This is a genomic window from Ruegeria sp. TASC047 (genome assembly GCF_059612445.1).
Map to the genome: position 1 here is coordinate 26,040 of NZ_JBXWQP010000032.1, position 21,109 is coordinate 47,148.

The window sequence follows — 21,109 nt, forward strand, 5'->3', positions numbered from 1 at the left end:
GACCATGACCCGCGCCGCCGCCATCGACAACGCCGCACAGTACTTTGACAGTGGTCGATTTGCGATCGAGCTTAGCGAATTGGTCGCCCACGAGACGGAAAGCCAAACACCAGGGAAAGCCGCAGAACTGCCGCGTTACCTGGAAGAAGCTCTCGTTCCGCGCCTGAGCAGTCTCGGGTTCTCTTGCGAAATCCACCCAAATCCAGTGCAGAATGCAGGCCCGATCCTTGTTGCTGAGCGCATCGAGGATGGCACATGCCCGACGATCCTGTCCTATGGGCATGGCGACGTAATCCGGGCTCAAACGGACCAGTGGCGCGATGGGCTTCACCCATTTCGTTTGGTTGATGAGGGCGAACGCCTCTACGGACGCGGAACCGCCGACAACAAAGCGCAGCATCTCATCAATTTGGCGGCGCTGAGCGCTGTCATTGAGGCCCGCGGATCACTCGGCTTCAACATGCGCATCCTCATCGAAATGGGCGAGGAGATGGGATCGCCCGGGCTGTCCGAGTTCTGCGCCACACACAAAGATGACCTTGCTGCGGACGTCCTGATCGCATCGGACGGTCCGCGTCTTCAGTCAGACACGCCTACGATGTTTCTGGGCGCGCGGGGTGGCAATTCGTTCGACCTCATCGTCGATCTGAGAGACGGCGCGCATCATTCCGGCAATTGGGGCGGCTTACTTGCCGACCCCGCGATGATCCTCGCGCAAGCTCTGTCGACTATCACCGATGTGCGGGGTCAAATCCAGATACCGGAGTGGCGGCCGACCAGCCTGACCAAAGACATCCAGGACGCCCTGTGCAACTTGCCGGTTGGCGGGGATGGCGGCCCGAAGATAGACGAAAATTGGGGAGAAGAAGGTCTGACACCGGCCGAACGGGTCTTCGGCTGGAACAGTTTTACGATCCTAGCGATGAAAAGTGGTGCTCCCGAGGCACCCGTCAATGCGATCTCGGGGTATGCCAAGGCCGCCTGCCAGCTCCGCTTTGTTGTGGGTACTGATCAATCCGATATCCTGCCCGCCCTTCGTCGCCATCTTGACGCGAGAGGATTTGAGAACGTTCAGATCAAGCCTCACGACCGCAGCTTCTTCGATGCAACGCGAACCTCACCCAACCATCCGTGGGTGTCTTTTGTCGCGCGTTCGCTTGAAAAAACGTGTGGGAAGCCGCCCCATATCCTGCCAAATCTCGCCGGTTCCTTGCCCAACGAGGTCTTTTCCGATGTGCTCGGCCTCCCAACGGTTTGGGTGCCGCATTCCTATCGCGGCTGTTCGCAGCACGCGCCAAACGAGCACGTGTTAAAGTCAGTTTCGCTTGACGCATTGCGCGCAATGGCCGGGCTTTTTTGGGATATTGGCGACCTTGCCAGGCCGCTCTGACCCCGCGCCACAAAGGACTTCATCCGTACCTGGATCGGGCGGGTATCGCATATCTGACTGTAAATGACCGCTTTCGCAGATTGGTAGAGTTGCTCTCGCATATGCAGCGAAAGTCAGCTGTCCGCCCTCCCGGCGGGTTGCTTTGCTCATGCGGCGGTTTTTTCGCTTATGCGGCGAAGGTCTGCTTGGTGGCCATACACCCAAAAAAACTACCTCTCGGATGCATATTGACGAGACCTGACAGAAGTGTGAATCCCGGAGACAAAATGGCCACTGAAACGGTTGGATGATCTGACCGTCGCGGAGCAAAATTCCGCAGTCTGACACCTGAGGCGAACGAGCTGAGGGTGGGGAGATGTATTCAGTGGAACTTTATAGCCGGGTGCGGCGGGCATGCCATGTTGACGGGATGAGTAATAGCGCTGCGGCGCGTCTGTTTGGCATTGATCGTAAGACCGTTGCGAAGATCCTGAAGCACTCGGTTCCGCCGGGTTACCGGCGTGAAGGGCCGCCAGTTCGCCCCAAGCTTGATCCGTTCGTGGCGATTATCGACCAGATCCTCGCGGACGATATGAGCCGGATCAAGAAGCAGCGCCACACGGCGAGGCGTATCCATGAGCGCTTGCGGGATGAACATGGCTTCACGGGCGGGATCACGATTGTCACGGATTATGTGCGGGAGAAGAAGCGTCGGACCCGAGAGGTGTTTGTGCCGCTGTCACATGCGCCTGGCCATGCCCAGGTGGATTTTGGTGAGACACTTGGTGTGATCGGCGGTGTTGAATGCAAGCTGCATTACTTTGCGATGGCCCTGCCGCACTCAGATGCGTTCTTTATCAAGGCGTACCCGGCTGAGACGACCGAGGCCTTCTGTGACGGGCACAATGCGGCTTTTGCTTTCTTCGGCGGCGTGCCTCAGTCGATCCTCTATGACAACACCACAATCGCCGTTGCGAAGATCTGTGGCGACGGGAAGCGGGAACGGACCAGAACCTTTGCCGAGTTGCAGTCGCATTACCTGTTTGATGACAAGTTTGGCCGACCAGGAAAGGGGAATGACAAGGGCGCCGTTGAAGGTGTGATCGGCTATGGGCGACGCAACTTTCTTGTTCCCGCGCCCCGGTTCGACAGCTTTGATGCCCTGAACCTGTCTCTCGAAGAACAATGCCTGAAGCGTCAGGACGACACCGTGCGTGGTCATGTCGAGGCCATCGGCGACCGCCTGATGCGCGACCTGGATGCGCTGATGGTGATGCCGCCCACGCCCTACGATGCCTGCGAGAAGGTCAGCACGCGGGCGACCTCGATCTCCATGGTCCGCTATCGCAACAACGATTACTCGGTGCCCGTCGCTTACGCTCATCATGAAGTTCAGGTCCGAGCCTATGTCCATGATGTCGTGATTGGCTGTGGTGCAGAAGTGATCGCTTGCCACCGGCGATCCTACGAGAAGGCTGATATGGTGTTTGATCCGATGCACTACCTGCCACTGCTGGAGCAAAAGGTTGGGGCCCTGGATCAGGCAGCACCGCTCAAGGGCTGGGGTTTGCCAGACGAGTTTGCCACCCTGCATCGGTTGCTGGAAGCGCGAATGGGCAAGAACGGTAAACGAGAGTATGTGCAGATCCTGCGCTTGCTGGAGACCTTCGAGATCGGCCATGTCCAGGCGGCGGTCAAACAGGCCCTAAGCCTCGGCGCCATTGGCTATGATGCCGTCAAGCATCTGATCCTTTGCCGGATCGAAAAGCGTCCACCGCGATTGGACCTCGACATCTATCCCTATCTGCCCAAGGCGTTGGTCGAAACGACCAACCCGGCCAGCTATAAGGTGCTGATGCCTGGAACGGCGACATGAGCGACACGCCGCAGGTGCTGTTGCAGCATCATCTCAAAAAGCTCCGCCTGCCGACCTTCCACAGTGAGTATGACAGGCTGGCCCGGCAGTGTGCGACCGAGAACAAGGATCACACCCAATATCTTCTGCGGCTGTGCGAACTGGAGTTGATCGAACGTGAACGCCGGATGATCGAACGCCGGATCAAGGCCGCAAAGTTCCCGGCGACCAAAAGCCTGGACAGCTTCGACTTCAAGGTTATCCCGTCGCTGAACAAGGTTCTGACCATGCAACTGGCGCGTTGCGAGTTCGTGGATCACCGTCAGAATGTCATCGCCCTTGGGCCGAGCGGAACCGGCAAGACTCATGTCGCACTGGGGCTGGGACTGGCGGCCTGCCAAAAGGGCCTCAAGGTCCGCTTCACGACCGCCGCCGCTCTGGTCCATGAACTGATCGAGGCGGTTGACGAGCGGCGCTTGCAACGCCTGCAAAAACAACTGGTCAGCCAGGACCTGTTGATCATTGATGAGCTCGGCTTCGTTCCTCTCAGCAAATCCGGTGCCGAGTTGCTCTTCGAGATCATCTCTCAGCGCTACGAGCGCGGGTCCATCATCATTACGTCCAACCTGCCATTCGACGAATGGACCGAGATCTTCGGATCAGAACGCCTGACCGGGGCCATTCTGGACCGACTGACCCACCATGTGCATATCCTGGAAATGAACGGAGAAAGCTTCCGCCTGCGCCAGAGCCGCAAAGCCCGAAGCTGAAATCCAGATGGAAAAGGAGAAGTGCTGGCCTGTGGCCAGCGCGCCCTGGCACGCGTCAGCTATATGACAAGCACACGTGCCAAGGCGCAGCTAACTCCAAATAAAACTGACCAATTTTACACCGGGAAACTGACCCTTTTTGCGCCGGGATTGACATTACAATCGCGAACGCACTCCTAAAATCTCGGCAAAACTGGTCGGCTCAGACCGCCTGAGAAATACAGTTGCTAGTCACCCGGAACTGTAATTCGAATCATTCTGTGAACCGAGCTTCAGGAGATGATGCGATGGTTGGACGGGTGGCGGATACGGTGGCGCTGAGCGATGAAGAGCGCCGCTTTCTCGAAGGTCAGGTTCGGCGGCACAAGACGCCACGGTCTTTGTCGGATCGCTGTCGGATGATCCTGTTGTGCGCCGAGGGGCTGCCCAGCAAGGAAGTGGCTGCGAAACCGAATTAGGAATTGCAAACACAAGAGCCGATTGGGTGGATATTTAGGTGGACAAACTACTCTAGAAATCTGGATTTTATATAAAAATCAATCTGATTCTTCAAATATGTGGTGCCCAGGAGAGGACTCGAACCTCCACGTCCATACGGACACTAGCACCTGAAGCTAGCGCGTCTACCAATTCCGCCACCTGGGCAGGTGTCGTGGAGCGGCGTTTAAGCTGACTGGCGGGGGGCGTCAACCGGATTCTGAATGAATTTTGAAAGTTTTTTGAATTCGGTTTTCGAACTGAGATTTTGGCCTGAGTATTTCATGACCGGCGCGGCGAATTAGTGCCTTGTTTGGCTGGCCTGCGAGCGTTAGTTCTAGAGCGCAATTTCTCAGCAGGAGCCCTCTCATGTCGAAACTGGTGACGATTTATGGCGGATCGGGATTTGTCGGTCGCTACATCGCGCGGCGCATGGCGAGTGAGGGGTGGCGTGTGCGGGTGGCTGTACGACGCCCGAACGAAGCCATGTTCGTGAAACCCTATGGCGTCGTGGGACAGGTTGAGCCTGTGCTGTGCAATATCCGCGATGACGCCTCGGTCGCGCTGGCGATGCAGAGCGCCGATGTCGTGGTGAACTGCGTAGGTGTGCTGAATGAACTGGGCAAGAACGCGTTTGATGTCGTTCAGGCCGAAGGGGCCGAGCGTATTGCACGCCTGGCCGCACAGCAGGGCATTGGTCGAATGGTGCATATTTCGGCCATCGGTACGGATGCAAACGCGGCCAGCGATTATGCCCGGACCAAAGCGCTGGGCGAGGCAGGTGTGCTGAAGCACATACCGGATGCGGTGATCCTTCGCCCATCTGTGATCTTCGGTACCGAGGATCAGTTCTTTAACCGATTTGCTGGGATGACCCGCATGGGTCCGTTCCTGCCAGTGGTTGGTGCCGAGACCAAATTCCAGCCGGTTTACGTGGACGACGTGGCCCAGGCAGCGGTCAAAGGTATTCTGGGGCAGGCAGAGCCGGGCGTGTACGAGCTTGGCGGGCCGGAAGTGAAAACCTTCCGCGCCCTGATGCAGCAGATGCTTGAAGTGATCCACCGGCGGCGCATCATTGTCGGCCTGCCGTTTTTTGCTGCCCGGATTATGGCGGGTGTGCTGGATATCGCGAAATTCGTCAGCTTCCAGCTGTTCCCGAACAACATTCTGACCCGCGATCAGGTCAGGAATCTGCGTCATGACAACGTGGTATCTGACGGCGCCAAGTCCTTTGCGGACCTTGGCATTGCGCCGACCACTCTGGAATCGGTGCTGCCGGAATATCTTTGGAAATTCCGCCCATCGGGGCAGTATGATGACATTCAGAACTCGGCGAAAAACCTGCGTATCTGATCAGCTGTAGGCCATGAACAACAATGCCGCGCCCAGAATGACGCGGTAGATCACATAGGGCGTAAAGCTGACACTGCGCAGCAGTCGCATCATAAGGCTAAGCGCCAATAGTGCTGAGACAAAAGCAAATGCCGCGGCAATGGCCCCATCCCGAGCCAGTTGCGCATCAGCGTCGCGTATCACATCCAGTGCAAGCAGTGTGCCAGAGGCCAGAATGGTTGGGATTGACATCAGCATGGCAATCCGCGCGCCGTCTTCTCTGGTATAGCCCAATTGACGTGCCCCTGTAATGGTGATCCCGGACCGCGATGTTCCGGGGATCAGCGCAAGAACCTGCCACAGCCCCATGACGAAAGCATCGCGAATACCCCAATCAGACGCCTCTTTCTTTTGGGGGCCTTTCTGGTCAATCCAATAAAGCAGCAGGCCAAAGCCCAGCATCGTCCACCCGATTACAGCGATCGAACGCATGGCCTCGCTTAACCCGGTCAGATGCAGAATCAGACCTGCAATCACGGTTGGAAGTGTCGCAATGATGAGGCCCAGAGCCAAACGGGCCTGCGGTGTATCTGTCCGGCCGGTCAGGGCGCGCGGCACCCCGGCAAGAGCCTGCTTCACATCCGCCCAGAAATACAGAACGACCGCACCAAGAGTTCCCACGTGCACCGCGATGTCTATGGCCTGACCCTGATCCTGAAGGCCCGACAAGTTCGGCAGCAGGATCAGGTGACCCGAAGACGAAATGGGCAAAAACTCAGTTATTCCCTGAATGATTGCCACGAGAATCAGGTGGAAAAGACTCATCTGCCCTGCCGTGCTGCCGCCACGTTTTTTATGTGGTGTATGGCTATAAGGGTGGTGGGGAAAAGGAAAGTCTTCATATAGGTCCGAATCGTACCTAAAATTTCCTTTAAGAATTGCAGATTTCGAGTGGGAGGGTGAAAAATTCTCACAAAAGGTCAGTATATATGACTTTTCATCCGTTTGCGCATCGCATAAAGAAATCCAACCAAGCCAATTCATGGAGTCTGACCCGTGGCCAAGCAACCGATGCTGAAATTTGTGCAGATCGACCGCGTCATGCCGGAAAAGCGTGCCGCCAATGACCGCAGAGAAGACTTTAACGAGATCTATGCCGAATTCGCCGCCGAGAAAGCAGCAGAACAGGCCAGCCGGTGCAGTCAATGCGGTGTGCCCTACTGCCAATCGCACTGCCCGCTGCATAACAACATTCCCGACTGGTTGCGGCTGACTGCAACCGGACGGCTGGAAGAGGCTTACGAAACCAGCCAGGCGACAAACACCTTCCCCGAGATTTGTGGCCGAATCTGTCCGCAGGACCGTTTGTGTGAAGGAAATTGCGTGATCGAACAATCCGGCCACGGAACGGTCACCATCGGCACGATCGAAAAGTACATTACCGACACGGCGTGGGACAAAGGCTGGGTCAAGCCAGTGGTCCCTGCGACAGAGCGCCGTGAAAGCGTCGGCATTATCGGTGGCGGGCCGGGTGGTCTTGCCGCGGCAGACATGCTGCGTCGGGCCGGTATTCAGGTCACGGTCTATGACCGCTACGACCGTGCGGGTGGTCTGCTGATGTATGGCATTCCGGGCTTCAAGCTGGAAAAAGAAATCGTCCAGCGGCGCAACGACCTGTTGGCGGACGGCGGTGTCGAGTTCGTATTGAACTGCGACGTGGACGCCGCAAAATTCGCTGAAATTCACGCCAAGCATGACGCGATCATCATCGCAACGGGCGTTTACAAGTCGAGGGATCTGTCCATGCCGGGCAGTGGTCTTGCCGGGATCGAGAAGGCAATCGATTTCCTGACTGCATCAAACCGTAAAAGCTTTGGTGACACTGTTGAGGATTTCGACAACGGACGGCTGAATGCCGAGGGCAAGAAGGTTGTCGTGATCGGTGGTGGTGACACCGCGATGGATTGTGTGCGTACGTCGATCCGTCAGGGCGCGACATCGGTCAAATGCCTGTACCGTCGTGACCGGGCAAACATGCCGGGTTCGCAGCGCGAAACACAGAACGCCGAGGAAGAAGGCGTGGTATTCGAATGGCTCAGTGCACCGAAGGGATTCACGGGCGACGACAAGGTTTCCGGCGTGATGGTGCAGAAGATGCGTCTGGGTCAGCCCGATGCATCTGGTCGCCAGGCCCCCGAAGTGATCGAAGGCGCGGATTATGTCGAGGACGCCGATCTGGTGATCAAGGCATTGGGTTTTGAGCCTGAAGACCTGCCCACCTTGTTCGGGCAGCCCGACTTGCCCGTCACCCGATGGGGAACGGTCAGGGCAGCATTCCAGACCGGGGAAACCGAAATGGATGGTGTGTACGCGATCGGGGACATCGTGCGCGGTGCCTCACTGGTCGTATGGGCGATCCGCGACGGGCGCGACTGCGCTAACGCGATCATCGACCGGTTCAACGCCAAAACTGCCGTGGCGGCGGAATAACCCCAGTTTTCAGGAGGGTTCGAAATGTCGGAACTTCAAGGCCAATGCATGTGTGGTGCGGTCACAGTCACCGCCACCCCTGTGCGGGATGCTCTGGGGGCGTGTCACTGTGATCAATGCCGTCGGTGGACCAGTTCGATGCTGGTGACCTTTCAGGCGAAAGAAGGCTATGCCGCGTTGGGCCCTGTCAAGACATTTACCTCGTCCGACTGGGCAGAACGTGCTTTTTGCGGCGATTGCGGATCCTCACTCTGGTATCGGATCACGCTGCCGGGTGAGATGCACGGACAGACACAAATGGCGGCTGGCCTGTTTGAAAATGCAGCAGGTAACCCGCTGAAACTTGAACTTTATATCGACAAAAAGCCCGAGGGATACGCGTTCGCAGGTGAACGTCGGCAAATGACCAAAGCCGAGGTCGAAGCCATGTATTCCCCCTCTGACGAAGGAGACAGCCAATGACCAAATATGATGCCGATTGGGTGCGGGCAGAAGAAGCAAAACGCAAGTGGATGGCCGAAAATGGTCTCTATTCCGAAGCAGAAGAGCATTCTTCGTGCGGTGTGGGCCTTGTTGTGTCCGTGGATGGCAAACGGTCGCGCAAGGTGGTTGATGCCGGAATCGACGCCTTGAAAGCGATCTGGCATCGCGGGGCCGTTGACGCGGATGGCAAGACCGGCGATGGCGCGGGCATCCATGTGCAGATTCCGGTTCCCTTCTTCTATGATCAGGTCCGCCGCACGGGTCATGAACCCAAGCTGAATGAATTGATTGCTGTTGGTCAGGTTTTCCTGCCCCGCACCGATTTCGGCGCGCAGGAGCGGTGCCGGACCATCGTCGAAAGCGAAGTTCTGCGTATGGGTTACTACATCTATGGCTGGCGACACGTGCCGGTCGATGTGACTTGCCTGGGAGAAAAGGCCAACGCAACCCGCCCCGAGATTGAGCAGATCCTAATCTCGAACTCCAAGGGTGTGGACGAAGAAACTTTCGAGCGCGAGCTCTATGTCATCCGTCGCCGCATCGAAAAAGCGGCTTTGGTGTCGGGTATCTCGGGTCTTTATCTTGCGTCGCTGTCCTGCCGGTCGATCATCTACAAGGGTATGATGTTGGCCGAACAGGTCGCTGTATTCTATCCCGATCTCATGGACGAACGCTTTGAATCGGCATTCGCGATTTACCACCAGCGTTATTCGACCAACACGTTTCCGCAATGGTGGCTGGCGCAGCCATTCCGCATGCTGGCCCACAACGGCGAGATCAACACCCTCAAGGGCAACGTCAACTGGATGAAAAGCCATGAGATCCGGATGGCCAGCGGAACCTTTGGTGACTATGCTGAAGATATCAAGCCAATAATCGCAGGTGGTTCGTCAGATTCTGCCGCATTAGACTCGGTTTTCGAGGTTCTGGTTCGCGCAGGACGGTCGGCCCCGATGGCGAAAACCATGCTGGTTCCGGAAAGCTGGTCCAAGCAGGCGGTCGAACTTCCGCAAGCGTGGCGCGACATGTATTCCTACTGCAACTCGGTGATGGAGCCATGGGATGGCCCGGCCGCGCTGGCGATGACGGATGGGCGCTGGGTTTGCGCCGGCCTGGACCGGAATGGGCTGCGCCCCATGCGGTACGTTGTGACTGGCGATGGCCTTGTCATCGCAGGATCCGAGGCCGGAATGGTGCCGATCAACGAAGCTACCGTGACCGAAAAAGGCGCGTTGGGGCCGGGTCAGATGCTGGCGGTCGACATGAAAAAGGGCAAGCTGTACCGCGATACCCAAATCAAGAACAAACTGGCCCGCGCGCTGCCATTTGGCGAATGGGTTGGCAAGATAAACGATCTGGACGAAACGCTTGCGGGTGTGGCCGAAGCGCCGATCTTTGCGGGTGGCGAGTTGCGAAAGCGCCAGATTGCTGCGGGATACTCGGTGGAAGAGCTGGAACAAATCCTTGCTCCGATGGCGGAAGACGGCAAGGAAGCCTTGGCATCGATGGGTGATGATACGCCCTCGGCTGTTTTGTCAAAACAATACCGCCCGCTCAGCCATTTTTTCCGTCAGAACTTCAGCCAAGTGACCAACCCGCCGATCGACAGCTTGCGTGAATACCGCGTGATGTCGCTGAAAACCCGGTTTGCCAACCTCAAGAACGTGCTGGATGAAGACAGCAGCCAGACCGAGATCGTGGTTCTGGAAAGCCCCTTTGTCGGTAACGCGCAATGGGACAAGCTGGTTGAGAACTTTGATGCGCCGCTGGCGGAAATCGACTGTACCTTCGAGGCTGGTCAAGGCGCATTAAGCGCGGCTTTGACCCGTATCAGAGCCGAATCCGAAGAGGCGGTGCGATCCGGTGCCGGGCATATCGTCTTGTCTGATATGCGGTCGGGCGAGGATCGGATTGCGATACCAATGATCCTCGCGACCAGCGCTGTGCATTCCCATTTGACGCGTCAGGGTTTGCGGACCTTCTGTTCGTTGAACGTCCGTTCGGCTGAATGTGTAGACCCGCATTACTTTGCCGTTCTGATCGGCTGTGGCGCGACTGTGGTGAACGCCTATCTGGCCGAGGATTCTTTGGCTGACCGTATCGACCGCGGTTTGCTGGACGGAAGCCTGACCGAAAACGTCGCGCGCTATCGCGAGGCGATCGATCAGGGCTTGCTGAAGATCATGGCCAAGATGGGCATCTCGGTCATTTCGTCTTATCGCGGTGGTCTGAACTTTGAGGCCGTTGGCCTCAGCCGTGCCATGGTGGCCGAGTATTTCCCCGGTATGACCAGCCGTATCTCGGGCATAGGCATCAAAGGTATTCAGGCCAAGGCCGAGGAAATCCATGCCAAGGGCTGGAGCAGCGGTCTGGATGTGCTGCCCATCGGTGGTTTCTACAAGGCGCGTAAATCGGGCGAGACCCACGCGTGGGAAGCGACCTCGATGCACATGATGCAGATGGCCTGCAACAAGGCCTCGTATGAGTTGTGGAAGCAGTATTCGGCCAAGATGCAGTCGAACCCGCCAATTCATCTACGCGACCTGATGGATTTCAAACCATTGGGCAAACCGGTGCCGATCGAAGAGGTGGAATCGATCACCTCGATCCGCAAACGCTTTGTCACACCAGGTATGTCGCTGGGCGCATTGTCGCCAGAAGCGCATAAGACACTGAACGTGGCGATGAACCGAATCGGCGCGAAATCCGATAGCGGCGAAGGTGGCGAAGATCCGGCTCATTTCGTGCCTGAGCCCAATGGCGACAACCCTTCGGCCAAGATCAAACAGGTGGCTTCAGGTCGGTTTGGTGTGACTGCGGAATACCTCAACCAGTGTGAGGAGCTTGAGATCAAGGTCGCTCAGGGTGCAAAACCCGGCGAAGGTGGTCAGTTGCCGGGTATGAAGGTTACCGACCTGATCGCGCGCCTGCGCCATTCGACCAAGGGCGTGACGCTGATCTCACCGCCGCCGCACCACGATATCTATTCGATCGAGGACCTGGCGCAGCTGATCTACGACCTGAAGCAGATCAACCCGCGCTGCAAGGTGACGGTGAAGCTTGTTGCGTCGTCGGGCGTTGGCACAATTGCTGCCGGTGTGGCCAAGGCGAAAGCGGATATTATCCTTATTTCGGGTCACAATGGCGGTACAGGCGCGTCGCCTGCGACCTCGATCAAATATGCCGGTCTGCCGTGGGAGATGGGCCTGACCGAGGCGCATCAGGTTCTGGCAATGAACAACCTGCGCGACCGCGTCACCCTGCGGACCGACGGTGGCCTGCGCACGGGGCGCGACATTGTCATGGCCGCGATGATGGGGGCCGAGGAATACGGCATCGGTACCGCCGCGCTGATCGCCATGGGCTGTATCATGGTGCGTCAGTGTCAGTCGAACACCTGTCCGGTGGGCGTGTGTACGCAGGATGAATCCCTGCGCGCCAAGTTCACCGGTAATGCGGACAAGGTGGTAAACCTGATCACCTTTTATGCGCAGGAAGTGCGTGAGTTGCTGGCCAGCCTCGGTGCGCGATCAATCGACGAGATCATCGGCCGAGCCGACCTGTTGGCTCAGGTCAGCCGGGGATCGGCTCATCTGGATGATCTGGACCTCAACCCGCTGCTGATCACTGTCGATGGGGCACATAACATCGTCTACAACCGCGACAAAGAGCGCAACGCGGTGCCGGATACGCTGGACGCCGAAATCGTTCGTGATGCGGCCCGGTTCCTGAAGGATGGTGAAAAGATGCAGCTGTCTTATGCAGTGCAGAACACACACCGGACCGTTGGAACCCGAGTGTCCAGCCATATTGTGCGGAATTTCGGGATGCGGAACACCTTTCAGGACGACCATCTGCATGTGAAACTGCAAGGCTCGGCCGGGCAATCGCTGGGAGCTTTTGCGGCCCCTGGTCTGAAGCTGGAAGTGTCGGGCGATGCCAATGACTATGTCGGTAAGGGCCTGTCCGGCGGCATGATCGTCGTGCGCCCACCACAGGTCAGCCCGCTGAAAGCAGATGACAACACGATCATTGGCAATACGGTGCTCTATGGCGCCACCGACGGGTATCTGTTCGCGGCCGGTCGCGCCGGTGAACGCTTCGCGGTCCGGAACTCTGGTGTCAAGGTTGTTGTCGAGGGATGCGGTTCCAACGGGTGTGAATACATGACCGGCGGTGTCGCCGTTATCCTTGGAACGATCGGAGCCAACTTTGGCGCGGGCATGACAGGCGGCATGGCCTATCTGTATGATCCCGAAGGCAAGGCTGAGGCGCTGATGAATAGGGAAACGCTGGTCACTTGCCCGGTCACCGTGGATCACTGGGAAGAGCAGTTGAAATCGCTCATCATGCGCCACGCAGCTGAATCGCAAAGCCGCAAGGCCACTGACATTCTTCAGCACTGGGAAGTGGAAAAAGGCAACTTCCTGCAGGTTTGCCCGAAGGAGATGCTGAACAAGCTCAGCCACCCGCTGAGTGTTGAAGCCAAAGCAGTTCCGGCGGAATAAGCCGAAATCTATTGTCTCTAAAAGCCCCGCGTGTCATTTGCAGCACGCGGGGTTCGTATGTTAACGACGTTTCAGTGCAGGTCTTGCCCGTTTATCCGAAAATCGCCAATCTTTTTTCACACTCAGGCGACAATCATGGGCCGATCTAGGCACCAGATGATAAGCAAACAGGGGCAACTGGATGCCAACACCGTATCAGGATCAGTTTTATACTTTCGATCCAGCAAACCCGCCACCTGCGGGAACGGCAGTCACTGTTAGCAGCTTCACTTTGATCGATGCAGATGATGACAACGAAATTGATGCACCGAGCGGCGATACCGTCAACGGTCAGGACGTCACGAATTCCTGGCCGGGAGACACAGTCACGATCAACGTCGCGGGCGTCGGGAACGTAACCTATACCGGCACCACGTTCTATCTGGCTGACGGATCTCGGGTTTTCACACCGACAGACGGTCAGGTCCTGCAGCCGGGAACATTTGTTTCAGCCACCTTCGTCAACACACAGGGGCCGCTGAATGTCGGCAATCTGGGTCCGCCCTGTTTCACGCCGGGCACCATGATAGCGACCCCAGAAGGCGAACGTGCAGTAGAAGATCTTAAAGTCGGCGATCTGGTCACGACCGTGGATCATGGCCCCCAGCCTTTGATCTGGGTTGGGCGTACAGTGGTGGCCGCCGAAGGAAAGCTGGCCCCGATCCGGTTTGAGGCCGGAGTGTTCGACCTGGATCGTCCGCTGCTTGTTTCGCCTCAGCATCGGATGCTGGTTGAAGACTGGCGGGCCTCGTACCTGTCCGGGCACGCTGAAGCGCTGATTCCGGCACATGCTCTGGTCAATGGAAAAACGGTGGCCCGGGTGGAAGGCGGTGAAGTGGAGTATTTCCACCTTTTGTTCAAGCAGCACGAGATCGTCATCGCCAATGGCGCCAAAAGTGAAAGCTATTATCCGGGGCATGCGTTGTCGGCCTCGGACCGCGAGACGCAGAGCGAGGTCTTGCATTTGTTCCCTGAACTGGCAGGTCATGATCCGATGTCGGTAGAAACCGCGCGCCCGGTTGTTCACCCACGGGAAGCACGCACTTTCGCGATTTAGGCCGTTTCAAACCTGGACGGTGCGTCGTATAGCTGAGGCATGGCGAAGAAAGCAGCCCGCAAATCAAGCGGTAAGAAAAACAAGGCATCCAGCAGAAAAACACCTACGGTGCGCTACATTCGCCGTTGGCTGACTCGTGCGGTTGCGGCAATTGCCGGAGCTTTGCTTGCGATAATCCTGTTGTATTCGGTTGTGAACCCACCCGTAACCCATACGATCTGGTCGGAGTGGCGCCGTTTGGGAAAGATTGAGCGCGAATGGGTGCCGATCGAGGACATGGCTCCGATCATGGCGCGTTCGGTCGTGGCAGCAGAGGATGCAAATTTCTGCCTGCACTGGGGATTTGACGTACAGGCCATTCGCGATGCGCTTGAGGATGGCGGGAATCGCGGCGCCTCGACGATTACACAGCAAGTTGTGAAGAACGTATTTCTTTGGCAAGGGCGCAGTTGGATACGCAAGGCGTTGGAAACTTCGATCACACCTGTGGTCGAGATTTTCTGGAGCAAGCAGCGAATTCTCGAGGTCTATCTGAACGTTGCTGAAACCGGGAATGGCGTTTTTGGGGTCGAGGCTGCCGCGCAACGGTATTTCAACACCAGCGCCTCAAAGCTTAACTCGGTTCAGGCGGCGCGGATTGCCGCCATTCTGCCGTCACCGCGCAACAGATCGGTCACTGACCCGACGGCGCAAACGCGCAGGCGGGCGGCATCTATTCTAGATGGGGCGGCCACCATCCGCGCAGATGGTCGCGCTGATTGTTTCGAGGATTGAAACCCGTCGCCTGCAAAGGCTAAATCTGTCGGGTACTCACTGGTTCGATTGGAAGCCCATGGCGCGTCTGTTTCATGTTCCCCTCTCTCCGTATTGCCGCAAGGTTCGGCTGTCTCTGGCGGAAAAGAAGATCGAGGTTGAGCTTGTCGAAGAGCGATACTGGGAACAGGACCCCGACTTTTTGCGGCGTAACCCCGCGGGTAAAGTACCAGTATTGCGTCTGGACGGACAAATGATGTCGGAAAGCGCAGCGATCTGTGAATACATCGAAGAAACCCGCCCCGAACCGCCATTGATGCCAAAAAGCCCCGAAGCCCGATACGAAGTGCGGCGCCTTGTTGGTTGGTTTGACGACAAATTCCACCATGAGGTGACGTCGAAGCTGCTGTACGAACGGGTAAATAAAAAAGTGACGGGTCAGGGCTATCCGGACAGCAAGAACGTCAAACAGGGTGCCAAGGCCATCAAGTACCACCTGGATTATATGGCATGGCTGCTGGATCACCGCCGGTGGTTGGCCGGTGACCAGATGACACTGGCTGACTTCGCGGCAGCGGCGCACCTGTCTTCGCTGGACTATATCTCGGACGTGGATTGGAACCGCAGTCAGGTGGTCAAGGACTGGTATGCGAAAATCAAATCACGCCCTGCGTTTCGCTCTATTCTGGCGGATCAGGTGCCGGGTTTCCGGCCGCCGCCCCATTACGCGGATCTGGATTTCTGATAGGGTGCGCCCGGGGGGCTGTCTGCCCCCCCATCGCGCATCTGCGCGATTTCCCCCGAGGATATTTTTAGCCAGATGAAGAGCGGATCTGATTTGAAGGAAAAGCTGGTACAGCAGGCCCTTGACGAAGGGTTTGTTGCGTGCCGTGTCTGCCGCCCGTGGGATGTTCCAGAAGTTCCCGAGCGTCTGGCCGCGTACCTGGGCGCCGGGTATCATGGGCAGATGGGATGGATGGCCGAACGAACGCATTGGCGCGGTGATCCTGCGGCCCTTTGGCCCGAGGCGCGATCAGTGATCATGCTGGCCGAGAGTTACACGCCGGAACATGACCCGACAGACGTCTTGAAGCAACGCGGCCACGGGGCGATTTCTGTCTATGCGCAGAACAAAGACTATCATGATCTGGTCAAAAAGCGACTGAAGCGTCTGGCGCGGTGGCTGATTGCCGAGGCGGGCGGCGAGGTTAAGGTGTTTGTTGACACTGCACCCGTGCCAGAGAAAGCCTTGGGGCAGGCCGCCGGGTTGGGCTGGCAGGGGAAACACACAAATCTTGTCAGTCGGGAATGGGGTAATTGGGCCTTTATAGGGTCTGTTTTTTCAACATTGGACATACCCACTGATTCTTCTGAGATTGATCGCTGCGGGTCTTGTCGGGCCTGTTTGGACAGCTGCCCCACGGACGCCTTTCCAGGCCCGTATCAATTGGATGCACGGCGGTGCATTTCCTATCTGACTATCGAACATAAAGGCCCTGTGGAGCCTGAACTTCGCGGAAAGCTGGGCAATCGAATCTACGGCTGTGATGATTGCCTGGCAGCATGCCCGTGGAACAAGTTTGCGGTTGCTGCAAGTGACATACGCTATGCCGCGCGTGAAGATCTGGCAGCGCCTGCGCTGGAAGAGCTGGTGGCGCTTGATGATACTTCGTTTCGAGCGAAGTTCTCTGGCTCACCCATCAAACGGATTGGGCGCGACCGGTTTGTGCGCAACGTGCTTTATGCCATTGGAAACTCGGGGCGCCCGAATTTGAAGGCTGCGGCCCAGAGTTTGACAGATGACCCGGATGAAACCGTGGCAGACGCAGCGCGCTGGGCGGTGGAACAACTTTCATAATTGCCGCAAACAGGCTGGACGTGTCGGCCCCAATCGCTACACCAATCTGCAGCGAACAGTAAGGAGAACCCGATGGCGCTGGCTTTGGGGGTGGATACGGGTGGAACCTATACCGATGCGGTACTGGTCCGGGATGAAAAAGAGGTGATAGCCTCGGCCAAGTCCCTGACCACACGCGCGGATTTGGCAATTGGTGTGGGCAAGGCGATTTCTACCGTTCTGGAGCAGGCAAAAGTTGCGCCGGATCAGATTTCAATGGCGTCTTTGTCCACAACATTGGCGACTAATGCCTTGGTCGAAGGGCAGGGCGGGCGCGTTGCGTTGATCTATATCGGATTCAAAGACAGCGACCTTGAAAAGCACGGTTTGAAGGACGCGTTAAAAGGGGACCCGGCCCTGGTTATGTCTGGTGGGCATTCCCATTCAGGCAGCGAAGCTGCGCCATTGGATATTGCCGCGCTGGAGCAATTTTTAGGCTCTCATAAGGGCATATCAGGCTTTGCCATAGCCGCTCAGTTTGCCACACGAAATCCCGCGCACGAGTTGGAAGCCGCACGGATCGTTTCGGAAAGAACCGGGGCTCCGGTCACATGTTCGCATCACTTGTCGGCAAAGCTGAACGGGCCGAAACGCGCCGTGACGGCCGTGTTGAATGCGCGGCTGATCGGGATGATCGACCGTTTGATCGGGCGGGCGCAGGACCAGCTGCGCGAGTTGGGGATAATGGCCCCGATGATGGTCGTGCGCGGTGATGGGGCGTTGATGAGTGCTGAACAGGCGCGTGAACGCCCCATTGAAACGATCCTGAGCGGACCAGCCGCGTCAATTGTAGGCGCGCGCTGGTTGACCGGCACAGAGAATGCGTTGGTGTCTGATATTGGCGGTACGACAACCGACGTGGCGTTGATCCGAGACGGTAAGCCCGCGATAGACTCGGCAGGGGCACAGGTTGGCGGGTTCCGCACCATGGTCGAAGCGGTGGCGATGCGCACCCATGGCCTTGGAGGTGACAGTCAGGTGCATGTCGTGACCGAGGGATTGCAGGGCGGTGTGTTTCTGGGGCCGCGCCGCGTTCTTCCGGTGTCCCTGATCGCCTCGGAAGCGCCCGAGATCGTCCATGCCGTTCTGGACGATCAATTGCGGGCCACGACGGTGGGTGAGCACGATACGCGCTTTGCCCGTCGCGTGCCGGGAATACGTGACGACGGTATAGATGTGCGAGAAGAAGCCCTGTTGGAGCGGTTGGGTGATCAGGTTCTGCCGATCGGTTCCTTGCTTCGGTCCCGAATGGAGAGCGGCGCATTGACCCGGTTGGTGGACCGCGGGATCATTCAGATCTCGGGCGTGACTCCGTCGGATGCCAGCCATGTACTGGGGCGGGTGGATGCCTGGGATGCGGACGCCGCCCGTAAGGCACTTGAACTGGTCGCGCGCAAACGGGTCGGGTCCGGAGATATGTTGGCAAATTCCGCCGAAGCGCTGGCGAAGATGATCGTGGACCAGTTGACAGAACAGACCAGTTTGACCTTGTTAGAGGCTGCTTTTGATGAGGAGCCAGACAGTTTCGGGCTTTCGCCACAGGAGCTGGCGCGGCATATCCTGACACAGCGCGGATTGGCGCAGCATCGCGGTTTGTTGTCGCTGACCGCAGCCCTGAACGTTGATGTTGTGGGACTTGGGGCATCTGCCCCCAGCTATTACCCGGCGGTTGGTGAACGGCTTCGCTGCCGGATGATACTGCCGGAACATGCGGGCGTAGCCAATGCGATTGGCGCTGTCGTCGGGCGGTTGACCTTACGGCGAACGGGCACGGTGACAAGTCCTGCCGAAGGGCGGTATCGTGTACATCTCAAGGGCGGGCCCAAGGATTTTTCCGCATCAGAAGATGCGCTGGCTTTGCTGGAAAATGTTCTGAGGTCGGAAGCTGAAGGCGCGGTGCGCGAAGCCGGCGCAGAAGATATCCGGGTGATCGTGGAACGCGACATCAAAACCGCGCGGGTCGAGGCCAATGATGTGTTTGTCGAAGCAATGATCACGGTCGAGGCTAGCGGGCGACCGCGGGTTGCGGCGGGCTAGCCCCTCTGACTCGTTCAGAGGGGCCGGGCAGGTGGTGCATTATTCTGCGGCGCTGGCACGTTTGGGAAGAACCCAATCCTGGCGCGGGAAGTGGCAGGTATATCCGTTCGGGATACGCTCAAGATAATCCTGATGCTCGGGTTCGGCCTCCCAGAAATCGCCGACGGGTTCGACTTCGGTTACGACTTTTCCTGGCCACAAGCCGCTGGCATTCACGTCTGCGATTGTATCCAGGGCGGTTGCTCTTTGGGCTTCATCGACGTGGTAAATCGCGGAACGATAGCTCATGCCTCGGTCGTTGCCTTGTCGATTCACCGTGGTCGGGTCGTGAATCTGGAAGAAGAATTCCAGCAGGTCGCGGAAACTGATCTGCGATGGGTCAAACCAGATCTCGATCCCTTCGGCGTGGGTGCCGTGGTTGCGATAGGTGGCGTTGGGCACATCGCCTCCGGTATAGCCCACCCGAGTTCGCAAGACGCCTGGCAGCTTGCGGATCAGGTCCTGCATACCCCAAAAGCAGCCTCCGGCCAGTACAGCACGGTGTTCAGTCATTGGATTTCCTCCACGTGGATCAGGAATTCGGCGTAACCTTCAGCCTCCATCTCATCCCGATGGATGAACCTGAGCGAGGCCGAGTTGATGCAATATCGCAGGCCGCCATGTTCTCGCGGGCCGTCGGGGAAGACATGTCCCAGATGGCTGTCGCCGTGTTTCGATCGAACCTCGGTCCGGATCATACCATATGTCGTATCGCGAAATTCTTCCACATGCTCATGGATGATCGGCTTGGTAAAGCTGGGCCAGCCACATCCGGATTCGTATTTGTGGGTCGAAGCAAACAGTGGTTCGCCTGACACGATGTCCACGTAGATACCCGGTTCCTTGTTCCGCAAATACTTGCCTGTCCCCGGCCGTTCGGTGCCGTTGCGTTGGGTGACGTGAAATTCTTCGGGCGAAAGCGCCGCAATAACCGTGGGGTCTTTGGTGTAGCGTGTCATGGATCCTCCGGCTGATTTGACGTTTGTGCCATTATCTGGGGGCTGCCGTACAGAAAGCAAAGCGATATTTCAAAGCGCTCTCACAGTCGTGCGGTCGGTCAGACGCATACACTGAGGTCCTTGTGTTAGGCCGAAGTCGTTTTGCTGGCAGGTTGGCGTGAAAGCTGTACAGCAAGAATACCCAATGTCGTGATTGAAACGCCAATTGCGTCCATCGCGCCCAGTTTTTCGCCCAACAATATGGCCGCAATCGTGACACCGAATACCGGATTCAAAAAGTGGAACGTGGCTGCGCGGATCGCGCCGATGCGATCCAGAAGAAGGAACCAGATCAGAGTGGCCAGCAGCCCAGGAAACAGGGTTGTGTAAGTGAACGCCAATGCCAATGGCAGCGTCGGGTGGATGTAGATGGCCTCAAAGATCGGAGCAGCCACGAACAACATGGCTGAACCTACAAGCATCTGTAGACCGACGACCATCATGAAATTACCGCCCGAAGTCGCACCGCGGACCGCGAGGGTGGCAAAGGTCAGCGCCAAAGCTCCGATGCCGCACAACGCGATGCCGAACATGTCGACACCAGAACTGATCCGGCTGCTCATGATCAGGGCGACGCCAGTGAATCCGGCAAACAATCCCAAAATCCCGAGAGGACGCAGTTTCTCGCCAAAAATCAGCCACCCTGCCAGCGCCACCAACAAGGGCATTGTGGACGCGATAATCGCCGCAACCGAAGCCTCGACCGTTTGCATCGCGTAAAAGTTCAGACCCAAATACAGGGCATTTTGGCAGATACCGAACAGAATTGTCGCCCGCCATTGGTTCCGGGTCAGGTGCCAGCTTTGCCCCATCGCCCGGGCAATCAGAACCCCCAGACCCCCTGAGATCAAAAACCGCAGAGCCAGCGAAAACAAGGGAGAGGCGTCTGCCACGATGATCCGCGCCGAGGTAAAGGCAGACGACCAGATCAGGGCAAAAGTAAGCCCCATGGCTATGGCGCGCAGATCCATGGAGACCCCCTGTCACTTTGCGCGGACTGTCCCC

General features: G+C 57.5%; 16 protein-coding genes, 1 tRNA gene and 1 pseudogene. 13 read left to right on the top strand and 5 right to left on the bottom strand.

Going from position 1 to position 21,109, the window contains the following annotated elements; translation table 11 throughout:
• The first annotated feature begins 4 nt into the window (after positions 1-4).
• The 4 genes and pseudogenes from AC2FLO_RS13150 to AC2FLO_RS13165 all read left to right on the top strand — a co-directional run.
• On the top strand, positions 5-1,390 hold the full coding sequence (locus AC2FLO_RS13150; RefSeq protein WP_496752042.1) for a M20 family metallopeptidase: 1,386 nt from the start codon (positions 5-7) through the stop codon (positions 1,388-1,390).
• 355 nt (positions 1,391-1,745) lie between these two features.
• Positions 1,746-3,245 (top strand): IS21 family transposase, encoded by a 1,500-nt coding sequence (gene istA, locus AC2FLO_RS13155; protein WP_496811704.1) that lies wholly within the window; start codon positions 1,746-1,748, stop codon positions 3,243-3,245.
• Positions 3,242-3,994 carry an IS21-like element helper ATPase IstB gene (istB, locus tag AC2FLO_RS13160; RefSeq protein WP_496811705.1) on the top strand — a complete coding sequence of 251 codons (753 nt, stop codon included), beginning with the start codon at positions 3,242-3,244 and terminating at the stop codon, positions 3,992-3,994. The genes istA and istB overlap by 4 nt, the downstream gene beginning before the upstream one ends.
• A gap of 287 nt (positions 3,995-4,281) precedes the next feature.
• Positions 4,282-4,443, top strand: a pseudogene (locus AC2FLO_RS13165) (IS630 family transposase); the annotation flags it as partial.
• A 109-nt stretch (positions 4,444-4,552) separates the two neighbouring features.
• Here the strand turns inward: AC2FLO_RS13165 and AC2FLO_RS13170 are convergent.
• Positions 4,553-4,639, bottom strand: a tRNA-Leu gene (locus tag AC2FLO_RS13170).
• A gap of 201 nt (positions 4,640-4,840) precedes the next feature.
• Between AC2FLO_RS13170 and AC2FLO_RS13175 the strand changes: the two genes are divergently transcribed.
• The gene (locus AC2FLO_RS13175) at positions 4,841-5,824 is read left to right on the top strand and encodes a complex I NDUFA9 subunit family protein (protein WP_496753152.1); all 984 of its coding nucleotides are present in this window, start codon (positions 4,841-4,843) and stop codon (positions 5,822-5,824) included.
• Here AC2FLO_RS13175 and AC2FLO_RS13180 read toward each other — a convergent pair whose 3' ends face one another.
• Positions 5,825-6,628 carry an undecaprenyl-diphosphate phosphatase gene (locus AC2FLO_RS13180; RefSeq protein WP_480538274.1) on the bottom strand — a complete coding sequence of 268 codons (804 nt, stop codon included), beginning with the start codon at positions 6,626-6,628 and terminating at the stop codon, positions 5,825-5,827.
• Positions 6,629-6,859: 231 nt separating this feature from the next.
• Between AC2FLO_RS13180 and AC2FLO_RS13185 the strand changes: the two genes are divergently transcribed.
• From AC2FLO_RS13185 to AC2FLO_RS13220, 8 genes are all read left to right on the top strand, one after another.
• Complete coding sequence (locus AC2FLO_RS13185; RefSeq protein ID WP_496753151.1) at positions 6,860-8,293, top strand: NAD(P)-dependent oxidoreductase; 1,434 nt, start codon at positions 6,860-6,862, stop codon at positions 8,291-8,293.
• 24 nt (positions 8,294-8,317) lie between these two features.
• The gene (locus tag AC2FLO_RS13190; protein WP_480870897.1) at positions 8,318-8,755 is read left to right on the top strand and encodes a GFA family protein; all 438 of its coding nucleotides are present in this window, start codon (positions 8,318-8,320) and stop codon (positions 8,753-8,755) included.
• Positions 8,752-13,284: a glutamate synthase large subunit gene (gltB, locus tag AC2FLO_RS13195; protein ID WP_496753150.1), complete on the top strand. Its 4,533-nt coding sequence runs from the start codon at positions 8,752-8,754 to the stop codon at positions 13,282-13,284. Before AC2FLO_RS13190 ends, gltB begins: the two co-directional genes overlap by 4 nt.
• Before the next feature lie 181 nt (positions 13,285-13,465).
• Positions 13,466-14,380, top strand: coding sequence for a Hint domain-containing protein (locus AC2FLO_RS13200; protein ID WP_480586771.1), 915 nt, complete (start codon positions 13,466-13,468; stop codon positions 14,378-14,380).
• Between the two features lie 39 nt (positions 14,381-14,419).
• Positions 14,420-15,154, top strand: a complete 735-nt coding sequence (mtgA, locus tag AC2FLO_RS13205) for a monofunctional biosynthetic peptidoglycan transglycosylase (protein WP_496753149.1) — start codon at positions 14,420-14,422, stop codon at positions 15,152-15,154.
• A gap of 58 nt (positions 15,155-15,212) precedes the next feature.
• Complete coding sequence (gene fzlA, locus AC2FLO_RS13210; RefSeq protein WP_267363152.1) at positions 15,213-15,878, top strand: FtsZ-binding protein FzlA; 666 nt, start codon at positions 15,213-15,215, stop codon at positions 15,876-15,878.
• 75 nt (positions 15,879-15,953) lie between these two features.
• On the top strand, positions 15,954-16,991 hold the full coding sequence (queG, locus tag AC2FLO_RS13215; protein ID WP_496753148.1) for a tRNA epoxyqueuosine(34) reductase QueG: 1,038 nt from the start codon (positions 15,954-15,956) through the stop codon (positions 16,989-16,991).
• 72 nt (positions 16,992-17,063) lie between these two features.
• A complete protein-coding gene (locus AC2FLO_RS13220) occupies positions 17,064-19,067 on the top strand; it encodes a hydantoinase/oxoprolinase family protein (protein WP_496753147.1) in 2,004 nt (667 codons plus the stop codon).
• A 39-nt stretch (positions 19,068-19,106) separates the two neighbouring features.
• On the opposite strand, the gene msrA is transcribed toward AC2FLO_RS13220, so the two are convergent.
• From msrA to AC2FLO_RS13235, 3 genes are all read right to left on the bottom strand, one after another.
• Positions 19,107-19,619, bottom strand: coding sequence for a peptide-methionine (S)-S-oxide reductase MsrA (gene msrA / locus AC2FLO_RS13225; protein ID WP_496753146.1), 513 nt, complete (start codon positions 19,617-19,619; stop codon positions 19,107-19,109).
• Entirely contained in the window at positions 19,616-20,065 is a 450-nt protein-coding gene (msrB, locus tag AC2FLO_RS13230) for a peptide-methionine (R)-S-oxide reductase MsrB (protein ID WP_480586758.1), read from the bottom strand. The genes msrA and msrB overlap by 4 nt, the downstream gene beginning before the upstream one ends.
• A gap of 125 nt (positions 20,066-20,190) precedes the next feature.
• Complete coding sequence (locus tag AC2FLO_RS13235; protein ID WP_496753145.1) at positions 20,191-21,075, bottom strand: DMT family transporter; 885 nt, start codon at positions 21,073-21,075, stop codon at positions 20,191-20,193.
• Positions 21,076-21,109: the final 34 nt, after the last annotated feature.

Coding starts and splice junctions, on each gene's coding strand:
- AC2FLO_RS13220 (WP_496753147.1), top strand. CDS start 17,064: ATGGCGCTGGCTTTGGGGGTGGATACGGGTGGAACCTATACCGATGCG.
- AC2FLO_RS13235 (WP_496753145.1), bottom strand. CDS start 21,075: ATGGATCTGCGCGCCATAGCCATGGGGCTTACTTTTGCCCTGATCTGG.
- AC2FLO_RS13150 (WP_496752042.1), top strand. CDS start 5: ATGACCCGCGCCGCCGCCATCGACAACGCCGCACAGTACTTTGACAGT.
- mtgA (WP_496753149.1), top strand. CDS start 14,420: ATGGCGAAGAAAGCAGCCCGCAAATCAAGCGGTAAGAAAAACAAGGCA.
- msrB (WP_480586758.1), bottom strand. CDS start 20,065: ATGACACGCTACACCAAAGACCCCACGGTTATTGCGGCGCTTTCGCCC.
- queG (WP_496753148.1), top strand. CDS start 15,954: ATGAAGAGCGGATCTGATTTGAAGGAAAAGCTGGTACAGCAGGCCCTT.
- AC2FLO_RS13200 (WP_480586771.1), top strand. CDS start 13,466: ATGCCAACACCGTATCAGGATCAGTTTTATACTTTCGATCCAGCAAAC.
- AC2FLO_RS13175 (WP_496753152.1), top strand. CDS start 4,841: ATGTCGAAACTGGTGACGATTTATGGCGGATCGGGATTTGTCGGTCGC.
- msrA (WP_496753146.1), bottom strand. CDS start 19,619: ATGACTGAACACCGTGCTGTACTGGCCGGAGGCTGCTTTTGGGGTATG.
- istB (WP_496811705.1), top strand. CDS start 3,242: ATGAGCGACACGCCGCAGGTGCTGTTGCAGCATCATCTCAAAAAGCTC.
- AC2FLO_RS13190 (WP_480870897.1), top strand. CDS start 8,318: ATGTCGGAACTTCAAGGCCAATGCATGTGTGGTGCGGTCACAGTCACC.
- fzlA (WP_267363152.1), top strand. CDS start 15,213: ATGGCGCGTCTGTTTCATGTTCCCCTCTCTCCGTATTGCCGCAAGGTT.
- istA (WP_496811704.1), top strand. CDS start 1,746: ATGTATTCAGTGGAACTTTATAGCCGGGTGCGGCGGGCATGCCATGTT.
- AC2FLO_RS13180 (WP_480538274.1), bottom strand. CDS start 6,628: ATGAGTCTTTTCCACCTGATTCTCGTGGCAATCATTCAGGGAATAACT.
- gltB (WP_496753150.1), top strand. CDS start 8,752: ATGACCAAATATGATGCCGATTGGGTGCGGGCAGAAGAAGCAAAACGC.